Origin of the sequence: Bradyrhizobium sp. SZCCHNR1015 (assembly GCF_032489875.1) — a bacterium.
GTDB lineage: Bacteria > Pseudomonadota > Alphaproteobacteria > Rhizobiales > Xanthobacteraceae > Bradyrhizobium.
Genome location: NZ_JAUEYW010000006.1, coordinates 246,591 through 255,738 on the forward strand (window position 1 = coordinate 246,591; position 9,148 = coordinate 255,738).

The following is a 9,148-nucleotide window of genomic DNA, read 5'->3' on the forward strand; positions in this document are numbered from 1 at the left end:
TGCGGCGGATTACGGCTTCGCCTAATCCGCCCTACGCTCAAAACCCGTAGGGCGGATTAGCGCAGCGTAATCCGCCGATCAGCCCAACGCCTTGCACAGCTCGCCCCGTTCGGCCAAAACATCCCCTACGACGCCAAGGACAACAACAAGAACACCGAGCCCCTGCCATCCATGTTCAGCGCCATCGAACGCCCCGCGAGCCCGCCGCCGCCGATCAGCCAGATCGCCGATGATTTCGGCCCGCTGTATGCCTCGCACGGCTTCATCGGCTGGCTGTTCGCGATTACCGGGCCGGTCGCCATCATCCTGTCGGTCGGCGCCAATGGCGGGCTGTCGCAGGCGGAGATCGCGTCGTGGATCTTCGGCGTATTCTTCATCAACGGGCTGATCACGCTCGCGCTGTCGTGGCGCTATCGCGAGCCGTTGGTGCTGTTCTGGACCATTCCGGGCACCGTCCTGGTCGGCCAGTCGCTGACGCATCTGAGCTTCCCGCAGGTGGTCGGCGCCTTCTACGGCACCGCGCTGTTGATGCTGGTGCTCGGGCTCACCGGCTGGGTCAAGCGCGCGATGCAACTGGTGCCGATGCCGATCGTGATGGGCATGGTCGCTGGCGTATTCCTGCGCTTCGGCCTCGATCTCGTCCGCGCCGTGTTCACCGACTTCGCCATCGCCGGGCCGATGGTCGTGCTCTGGCTGCTGCTGACCGCACTCCCTGCGCTGGGCCGGCGCTGCCTGCCGATCATCGGCGCGCTCGTCATCGGCACGCTCGCGGCTCTCCTGTTCGGCAAGTATGATCAGAATGCCTCGCTGCAGATCGCGCTGATCCATCCGGTGATCCCGACGCCATCCTGGTCGCTCGCGGCCATGATCGAGCTGATCGTGCCGCTCGCGGTCACCGTGCTGGTGGTGCAGAACGGCCAGGGCTTTGCGGTGCTGACCGCTGCCGGCCACAAGCCGCCGGTCAATGTGGTGACCGTCGCCTGCGGCATCGGCTCGGCGCTCGCGGCGATGGTGGGCGGCGTGTCGACCTGCCTGACCGGACCGACCAACGCGATCGTCGTCTCCGGCGGCGAGCGCAAGCGCCACTATACCGCGGCGATGGTCGTGGGCGTGCTTGCGCTCGGCTTCGGCCTGCTGGCGCCGACCTTCACCACGCTGCTGCTGATCGCGCCGAAATCATTGATCACCGCGCTGGCGGGCCTCGCCATGCTGCGCGTGCTGCAGACCGCGTTCGTGACCGCGTTCAGGACCAACTTCTCCCTCGGCGCGCTGATCGCCTTCCTCGTCACCGTGGCCGACGTGCCCCTGCTCAATATCGGCGCGGCGTTCTGGGGACTCGTGGCAGGCTTTGCAATCTCGTGGCTGCTGGAGCGGGCGGATTTCACCGCCGCATCGGGCGCATAACGGATTGCCGCGGCGCACCACGCGCTGTCGTCGCATCCCCAGCCGAACGGGCACCATGCTGTTGCAGCGTCGCTGGATCGCGCTACACTTCACGACCAAACAAAAAGTCTTCTGGGAGGATATGATGACCGCGATCACGCGCCGCAACATGCTTGCGGGTACGGCAGCAGCAGGCGCGCTTGCGCTTACCGGCCAGCCCGCCTGGTCGGAGCCGCAGTGGAAGAAATATGCCGGCACCAGGCTCGAGGTGATCCTCGCCAAGGGGCCGCGCGGCGACAATCTGCAGAAGAACATCAAGGAATTCACCGCACTGACCGGCATCGAGGTGGAATCCGAGCAAATCCCGGAGCAGCAGCAGCGGCAGAAGGTCGTGATCGAACTGTCGTCGGGCAAGCCGAGCTTCGACGTCGTCCATCTCAGCTATCACGTGCAGAAGCGGCAGTTCGAGAAGGCCGGCTGGCTCGCCGACATCACCGACATGATGAAGGATCCGAACCTCACCGCGCCGGACCTCGTGCAGAGCGATTTCTCCGCCGCCGGCCTGAGTTACGCCAGCAACGACAAGGGCCGCATGTTCTCGCTGCCGTGGTCGGTGGACTACTTCATCCTCTACTACAACAAGGAGCTGTTCGCGAAGAAGGGCATCGAGGTGCCGAAGACGCTCGACGAGATGGTCACGGCGGCGCAGAAGCTGACGGATGCCAAGGACGGCATCTTCGGCTTCGTCGGCCGCGGCCTGCGCAACGCCAACATGACGTTGTGGACCAACTTCTTCCTCAACTATGGCGGCGAGTTCCTGGACGCCAAGGGCAACATCCTGACCGACGGCCCGGAAGCCATCGAAGCCACCAAGCTTTATCAGAAGCTGCTGACGACCTGCGCGCCTCCGGGCGTCGCCGGCTTCAACTGGATGGAGTCGATGGCCTCGTTCACGCAAGGGCGCTCGGCGATGTGGATCGACGGCGTCGGCTGGGCGCCGCCGCTGGAGGATCCCAATGCTTCGCGCGTGGTCGGCAAGGTCGGCTACACCGTGGTGCCCGCCGGACCGAAGGGACAGTACTCGGCGACCTATGGCGACGGCATCGGCATTGCGGCTGCGAGCAAGAACAAGGAAGCCGCCTGGCTGCTGTGCCAGTGGCTGGTGTCGAAGCCGCAGGGCGCCCGCCTGGTGCAGGCCGGCGGCGGCGTGCCGTTCCGCAACTCGGTGCTCAACGACCCCGGGGTGCAGGGCGGCGTGAAGATGCCGAAGGAGTGGCTGCAGTCGGCGATCGACTCCGGCAAGATCAGCAAGCTCGGCCTGCCTGTGATCATTCCCGTCGCCGAATTCCGCGATCTCGTCGGTGCGGCGCTGACCGCCACGCTGTCGGGCGCCGATCCCGCGACCGAGCTGAAGAAGGCGCACGAGCAGTTCCGCCCGATCCTGGAGCGCAGCGAGAAAGCGTGAGCACGATCGTCGAACAGGCCGGCGCGGCAGCGGACACTGCTGCGCCGGAACGTGCATTGCGACCGCCGTCCTACTGGCCGTTCGTGGTGCCGGCGCTGGTCACCGTGCTCGCGGTGATCATCTTTCCCTGGCTGTTCACGATCTGGATGAGCTTCCAGGAGTGGAAGGTCGGTTCGCCCACGACCTTCGTCGGGCTGTCGAACTATATCCGGCTGCCGGCCGACCCGCGCTTCGTCGAGTCGGTCGGGCACACGCTGTCCTACACGGCTCTCTCCGTGCTGCTGCCGCTGGTGCTCGGCACCTTCGCGGCGGTGATCTTCCATGCGCGTTTCCCCGGACGCGGGCTGTTGCGCGCGCTGTTCATCATGCCGATGATGGCGACACCGGTCGCGATCGCGCTGGTGTGGACGATGATGTTCCACCCGCAGCTCGGCATCCTGAACTATCTCTTGTCGCTCGTCGGCCTGCCGCCGCAGCTCTGGGTGTTCCATCCGGCCACCGTGATTCCGTCGCTGGTGCTGGTCGAGACCTGGCAATGGACGCCGCTGGTGATGCTGATCGTGCTCGGCGGCATCGCCTCGCTGCCGACCGAACCTTACGAGAGCGCGCAGATCGACGGCGCCAGCACCTGGCAGATGTTCCGCTACATCACCCTGCCGCTGATCATGCCGTTCCTGTTCATCGCCGCGATGATCCGCGCCATCGACGCGATCAAGAGCTTCGACATCATCTTCGCAATCACGCAAGGCGGTCCGGGCTCGGCGTCGGAGACCATCAACCTCTACCTCTACAGCGTCGCCTTCGTCTATTACGACCTCGGCTATGCCTCGGCGATCGCGGTGGTGTTCTTCGCGCTGATCGTGGCGCTGACCGCACTGTTGCTGATGCTGCGCCGGCGCGCACAGTGGAATGCGCTGGGGAGCGACACATGAGCGCGCAGACCATCCTCGGCCGGCTCGCCCTTGCGCTCGGCGTCTTCCTGATCGTCTCGCCGGCGATCCTGTTCTTCCTCTGGATGATCTCGCTGTCGGTCAAGTTCGAGGTCGACAACGCCGCCTATCCGCCGGTGTTCTGGCCGGAACACTTCGCCTGGAAGAACTATGCCGACGTGCTGTCGTCCAACCGTTTCTTCACCTACTTCAGGAACAGCCTGCTGGTGACCGGCGGCGCGACGGCGCTGGCGATGCTGGTCGGCGTGCCCGCCGGCTACGGCATCGCCCGCATGGCCGCGCACAAGTCGGCGATCGTGATCCTGATCGCGCGCATCACGCCGGGCCTGTCCTATCTGATCCCGCTGTTCCTCTTGTTCCAGTGGCTCGGCCTGCTCGGCACGCTGTGGCCGCAGATCATCATCCATCTCGTCGTCACCGTGCCGATCGTGATCTGGATCATGATCGGCTATTTCGAGACCACGCCGATCGAGCTCGAGGAAGCCGCGCGGATCGATGGCGCGACGCGCTGGCAGGTTTTCCGCCACGTGGCATTGCCGGTGGCGAAGCCCGGCCTCGCCGTCGCCTTCATCCTCGCGGTGATCTTCTCCTGGAATAATTTCGTGTTCGGCATCGTGCTGGCCGGGCGCGAGACCCGCACCCTGCCGGTCGCGGTCTACAACATGATCTCGTTCGATCAGCTCTCCTGGGGGCCGCTCGCGGCGGCCGCGCTGATCGTGACCCTGCCGGTGCTGCTGCTGACCGTGTTCGCGCAGCGGCAGATCGTGGCCGGCCTGACGGCGGGTGCGGTCAAGGGCGGCTGACGGGTATAATGCATACCAAAGAGAACCGCGACGGAATGCCAAACTTGCCTTGGTCAGGCCATAGTCTGCCACTTGGTTACCTGCGTGGAACCGGGATTCGCCCCGCGCCTGCGGCGCGGCGGTGACCGCGTTGACGGTTTCATCTCGTCTCCGTGCCGGCTTCGTTCCAGCCGAATACCACTGCGCCGCACGATCGACCGGCTCCGGATCTGCGCTCCGCCCGGCCCGTCGTGCAACCCATCACCGGCTGAACGCCAGACCGACGAAAGCTTCATGACGTCCGATCGCGACGCCTCCGCGCCAGACCGATTGACTGCCCTGTTGCAGACCGAGCTGCTCGACTCGCCGCCGGAGCCGGGCTTCGATCGCGTCACCCGTTTGACCTCGCGGCTGCTGCAGGCCCCGGCGGCGATCATCGCGCTGGTGGATCGCGACCGGCAGTTCTTCAAGAGCTCGGTCGGCCTGTGCGAGCCGTGGGCGTCGCTGCGCGAAACGCCGCTCAGCCACTCCTTCTGCCAGCACGTCGTGACCTCGGCGCAGCCGCTGGTGATCCGCGACGCCAACGAGCATCCGCTGGTGAAGGACAATCTCGCGGTGCCGGTTCTCGGCGTGATCGCCTATCTCGGCGTCCCCCTCCGGCTGCCGAGCGGCGAGGTGATCGGTGCGCTCTGCGCCATCGATCACGAGCCGCGGCCGTGGAGCGACGACGACATCGCCCAGCTCACCGAGCTCAGCGAGATCGTGATGGACGAGATCGCGCTGCGCACCGAGAATGCACGGCGGCGAACGATCGAGCAGCACCACCGCGTGCTGGTCCATGAGCTCAATCACCGTGTCAAGAACACGCTGGCGCTGGTCGACAGCGTGATCGCGCTCAGCATCCGCGCCGATTCGGCGCTGGCCGAGTTCGGCGAGGTGCTGCGCGGCCGCATTGCCGCGCTGACGCGCAGCCACGCGCTGGCGCTGGATCGCGGCCGGGAGGCGATCGCGCTCGATGAGCTGGTCTGCGCCGAGCTGGCGCCGCTGCAAGGCGACCGCGTCGCGGTCGACGGCCCGGCCGTGCCGCTTGCGCCGGGCGTCGCGCTGTATCTGTCGATGGGGCTGCACGAGCTCGTCACCAACGCGGTGAAATACGGCGCGCTGTCGAACGATGCAGGACAGGTGACGCTGAGCTGGACCCATGCCGACGGACGGCTCAAGCTGTCCTGGGAGGAGAACGGCGGGCCGCAGGTCTCCCCACCTGCGAGCAACGGCTTCGGCTCGCTGCTGTTCGAGCGCATTCTCGGCGCCGCGCTGAAGGGCGAGGTCACGCGCGACTTCGCGCCGGATGGGCTCCGGGTCTCGTTCGACCTGCCGCTCGCGCCATGACCGAATTCAGCCGCGCTGGCCGCGCCGGCGCACCTGCGTGATCTCGGCCAGGATCGACATCGCGATCTCCTCCGGCGTGATGGCGCCGAGATCGAGCCCGGCCGGCGCCTTGACCTCGTCGAGCAGCCCGGCGTCGATGCCGTCCTTGATCAGCTTGTCGCGCAGGCTGTCCATCTTGCGGCGGCTGCCGACGAAGGCGTGGTAGGCCGCATCGCAGGCGAGCGCGGCGCGCAACGCCGCCTCGTCGCCCTTGCCTTGCGTCGACACGACCACGAAGCGGCTGCTCCCGGCCGGTTGGCCTAGCGCGAAGCCATCGATCAGCACATCGGCCTGCGGTGTCGTGACGAGATCGGACGCCGGCGCCGCCAGCGTCACGTGATAGCCGAGCGGCCGGGCCTGCGCGGCGAGCGCGACCGCGACCGGGCTCGCGCCGAGAATGACCAGCGCGGGATGCGGAAGCACCGGCTCGACGAAGATGTCCATGGTGCCCTTGCTCGGGCACATGTTGGCGGCGAAGCGCACGCCTTCCTTGGTTTCGCCCGGCTTGACGCCGAGCTCGGCGAGCAGGTTCTCAGGCTGCACCGAGACCATGCGAGGGATGCCGTCGGCGAGCGCCTCACGCGCCGCCTTCAGCACCGCGCCGCGGGCGCAGCCGCCGCCGATCCAGCCCGCGACGATGCTGCCGTCGGGGCGGATGATCGCCTTGGCGCCGGCCTTCGCGGCCGTCACCGACACCGTGCGGACGACGGTGGCGAGCACGAAGCTTTCCTCGGCGGCCTTGAGCTGCGCGGCGAGATCGAGCAGTTCGACAGTTGCCGTCATGATTGCCTCCTGTGTCGTCGTGAGAGGCGCGGTGCAACCGCGAGGGCAGTCTGTTCCCTCCCCCCTTGTGGGGGAGGGCTAGGGAGGGGGGCGGCTGGCACCGGTGCCCGTGGTACCCCCCTCCCCAGCCCTCCCCCACAAGGGGGGAGGGAGCGCACTGCCGATGCCGTAGCAGAGTGCCTTATGGTCAGATCGATCAGGCTATTCGCCATCCTCACAACCTCGCCAGATACGGCTCCAGTGCGGCCAGCGAATTCAGCGTATGCGCGGGCGCGTAGAGATCGACGAACGGCAGCGCGGCCTTGATGCCGCGTGCGTCCGGCGCGTAGCCGTCCCAGCCGAGCATCGGATTGAGCCAGACGATGCGGCGGCAGCGGCGGCTCAACTGTGCCATCTCACGGCCGAGCAAGGCGGGATCACCGGTGTCGTAGCCGTCGGAGACGATCATCACGCAGGTCCGCGAATGGATGACGCGCGGCGCGTGCCAGCGATTGAAGGTCTGCAGGCTCTCGCCGATCCGCGTCCCGCCGCCGGCGCCCTGCGCCATCATCGAGAGACGGTCGAGCGCCCGCGCGGCGTCCTTCTCCTTCATGGCATCGGAGACGTAGGCGAGCCTCGTGTGAAACAGAAACGCCTCGGCCTCGCGGAACGCGTCGAGCACGCCGTGGATGAAGCGCAGGAACACCGCGGTGTAGGGGCTCATCGAGCCGGAGGCGTCGAGCAGCACCACCAGCCGCAACGGCTTGTGCTTGCGTCGCCGGTGCACCAGCGCAATCGGCACGCCGCCGTGGCTGATGTTGCGGTGGATGGTGCGGCGCAGGTCGAGCCGCTCGCCCTTCCTGCGCAACTGATCGCGGCGCGTCAGCCGTGTCCGCATCACCTGGGCGAGCCGCGCCGCGGCCTCGTGCGCCAGAGCGACCTGATCGGGATCGGCGAGCTTGCGGAAATCGGTATCGCTGATGGACTCGACGCGCGATGCCCCTTCGCGCAGGCCCTCGCCGCCCGCGTCGCGGGGGGTTTCGTCAGAGGGAATCTGATCGGTCGCGCCGTGGGGCCCCGGCTGAGCGGCATTCGCATCCTGCAGACGCTTCAGGGACGGGCTGTTCGCCCTCGCCGTCGCGCCGGAGACCAGCGAGCGCGAGCGCACGCGCCTGCCGAGCCAGAACGCGTCGAACAGGCCGTCGAAACGATCCCACTCGCTCTTGCGCGCCGAAAACAGATGCTTGAATGCGGCGCGCAGCAGGCCGGGCTTATCGGCATAGCCCGCACTCATCACGGCCGCCGCGTCCTGCCCCTCCGCCAGGCCGACCGCAAAGCCGTTGTCGCGCAACGTCTTGAGAAACGCACCGAGGCGGCCCGCGACGAGCCGCGCCACCGCGTCCAAGTCCTGGTGGTCGGGTGTGGCGCCACAGCAGCTCATGCGACCTTCCCCAGCAGCCGCGCCGCGACCTCGCGGGTGATGCGCGCGCGGTCCTCATGGGTCTTGAGCAGGCACATCAAGGTGTCGTGCACGACCTCCGGCTGATCCTTGAGATCGCGTACGTCGAGCCCGACCAGTGCCGCCGCCCAGTCCAGCGTCTCGGCGACGCCGGGCACCTTGCGCAGTTCCTCCTTGCGCAGGGATTCGACCATGCGCGCGATCTGCAAGGCGAGCGAGGCGGAGGCACCGTCGATCCTGGTCAGGATGATGCGCGCCTCGCGGTCGACATCGGGATAGTCGACGTAGTGGTAGAGGCAGCGCCGGCGCAGCGCATCCGATAGCTCACGGGTTCCGTTCGAGGTCAGCACCACATGCGGAATGCTGATCGCCTTGATGGTGCCGAGCTCGGGGATCGAGACCTGGAAGTCGGACAGCAGCTCCAGCAGAAACGCCTCGAACTCGTCGTCGGCGCGATCGATCTCGTCGATCAGCAGCACCGGCGGCATGGCGCGGCGGATCGCCGCCAGCAGCGGCCGCTCGAGCAGATATTTCTCGGAGAAGATCTGATCCTCGATGGTGTCCGGCTGGCCGCGATGCGCCTCGATCGCCAGCAGCTGGCGCTGGTAGTTCCACTCGTAGAGCGCGGAGCTCTGGTCGAGGCCTTCATAGCATTGCAGACGGATCAGCTCGGTGCCGTGCACGCAGGCGAGCGCCTTGGCGACCTCGGTCTTGCCGACCCCGGCCTCGCCTTCGAGCAGCAGCGGCCGCCTGAGCAGCTGCATCAGCGCGATTGCGGTCGCCAGCTCGCCGTCGGCGATATAGCCGCAAGCGGAGAGCGATTGTGCGATGTCGTCGCGGGCTTTCATCAGCGTTCGATTCTCGATCTCACCGGGAAGCCAGTGCGTTCCCTCCCCCCTTGTGGGGGAGGGCTAGGGAG

The 9,148-nt window shown here is 67.1% G+C and carries 8 protein-coding genes; 5 read left to right on the top strand and 3 right to left on the bottom strand.

Annotation, left to right across the window (positions count from 1 at the left end):
* Positions 1-171 precede the first annotated feature (171 nt).
* The 5 genes from QX128_RS12880 (at position 172) to QX128_RS12900 (ending at position 5,969) form a co-directional block, all read left to right on the top strand.
* Positions 172-1,404, top strand: a complete 1,233-nt coding sequence (locus tag QX128_RS12880) for a benzoate/H(+) symporter BenE family transporter (protein ID WP_316237605.1) — start codon at positions 172-174, stop codon at positions 1,402-1,404.
* A 124-nt stretch (positions 1,405-1,528) separates the two neighbouring features.
* The gene (locus QX128_RS12885) at positions 1,529-2,848 is read left to right on the top strand and encodes a sugar ABC transporter substrate-binding protein (RefSeq protein WP_316217516.1); all 1,320 of its coding nucleotides are present in this window, start codon (positions 1,529-1,531) and stop codon (positions 2,846-2,848) included.
* Entirely contained in the window at positions 2,845-3,780 is a 936-nt protein-coding gene (locus QX128_RS12890; RefSeq protein WP_316177547.1) for a sugar ABC transporter permease, read from the top strand. Before QX128_RS12885 ends, QX128_RS12890 begins: the two co-directional genes overlap by 4 nt.
* Positions 3,777-4,601 carry a carbohydrate ABC transporter permease gene (locus QX128_RS12895; RefSeq protein WP_315803265.1) on the top strand — a complete coding sequence of 275 codons (825 nt, stop codon included), beginning with the start codon at positions 3,777-3,779 and terminating at the stop codon, positions 4,599-4,601. Before QX128_RS12890 ends, QX128_RS12895 begins: the two co-directional genes overlap by 4 nt.
* A gap of 273 nt (positions 4,602-4,874) precedes the next feature.
* A complete protein-coding gene (locus tag QX128_RS12900) occupies positions 4,875-5,969 on the top strand; it encodes an HWE histidine kinase domain-containing protein (RefSeq protein ID WP_316237606.1) in 1,095 nt (364 codons plus the stop codon).
* 6 nt (positions 5,970-5,975) lie between these two features.
* Here QX128_RS12900 and QX128_RS12905 read toward each other — a convergent pair whose 3' ends face one another.
* The 3 genes from QX128_RS12905 to QX128_RS12915 form a co-directional block, all read right to left on the bottom strand.
* The gene (locus QX128_RS12905) at positions 5,976-6,791 is read right to left on the bottom strand and encodes an XdhC/CoxI family protein (protein ID WP_316217519.1); all 816 of its coding nucleotides are present in this window, start codon (positions 6,789-6,791) and stop codon (positions 5,976-5,978) included.
* A 214-nt stretch (positions 6,792-7,005) separates the two neighbouring features.
* Positions 7,006-8,211, bottom strand: coding sequence for a VWA domain-containing protein (locus tag QX128_RS12910; RefSeq protein WP_316237607.1), 1,206 nt, complete (start codon positions 8,209-8,211; stop codon positions 7,006-7,008).
* Positions 8,208-9,077 (bottom strand): MoxR family ATPase, encoded by an 870-nt coding sequence (locus QX128_RS12915; protein WP_316237608.1) that lies wholly within the window; start codon positions 9,075-9,077, stop codon positions 8,208-8,210. Before QX128_RS12915 ends, QX128_RS12910 begins: the two co-directional genes overlap by 4 nt.
* Positions 9,078-9,148 lie beyond the last annotated feature (71 nt).

Bases quoted from the DNA above. Each gene is read 5' to 3' on its own strand.
- QX128_RS12900 (WP_316237606.1), top strand. From the start codon at position 4,875: ATGACGTCCGATCGCGACGCCTCCGCGCCAGACCGATTGACTGCCCTG.
- QX128_RS12905 (WP_316217519.1), bottom strand. From the start codon at position 6,791: ATGACGGCAACTGTCGAACTGCTCGATCTCGCCGCGCAGCTCAAGGCC.
- QX128_RS12910 (WP_316237607.1), bottom strand. From the start codon at position 8,211: ATGAGCTGCTGTGGCGCCACACCCGACCACCAGGACTTGGACGCGGTG.
- QX128_RS12915 (WP_316237608.1), bottom strand. From the start codon at position 9,077: ATGAAAGCCCGCGACGACATCGCACAATCGCTCTCCGCTTGCGGCTAT.
- QX128_RS12885 (WP_316217516.1), top strand. From the start codon at position 1,529: ATGACCGCGATCACGCGCCGCAACATGCTTGCGGGTACGGCAGCAGCA.
- QX128_RS12895 (WP_315803265.1), top strand. From the start codon at position 3,777: ATGAGCGCGCAGACCATCCTCGGCCGGCTCGCCCTTGCGCTCGGCGTC.
- QX128_RS12880 (WP_316237605.1), top strand. From the start codon at position 172: ATGTTCAGCGCCATCGAACGCCCCGCGAGCCCGCCGCCGCCGATCAGC.